The 242-nt window shown below is 65.7% G+C and carries 1 pseudogene; it reads left to right on the forward strand.

From position 1 onward, the window contains the following. Positions 1-242 (forward strand): annotated as a pseudogene (locus ACKX14_RS16390) (membrane-bound PQQ-dependent dehydrogenase, glucose/quinate/shikimate family); the annotation flags it as partial.

A 242-nucleotide genomic window follows, 5' to 3' on the forward strand; every position in this document is an offset into this window, starting at 1 on the left:
GCTGACTGCGATCTGGGCGGTGTGGGATACCGGTCTGGAATACTGGCCGTTGGTTTCGCGAGTCCTGACCTTCGCCGTCATCGGCCTGGTAGTCGCGCTGATTTATCCACAGCTCGCCCGCGCTTCCGGATCGACACCCGGGCGCGGCGCCTATGGCGTTGCCGGGCTGCTGGGCCTGGGCGTGGTCGCCACCCTGGCGTACATGTTTGTACCGACCCACGTGGTCAAGGCCAGCAGTGAGC

The organism is Thermorhabdus hydrogeniformans, assembly GCF_049310025.1.
GTDB lineage: Bacteria > Bacillota > Thermosediminibacteria > Thermosediminibacterales > Tepidanaerobacteraceae > JBJYKD01.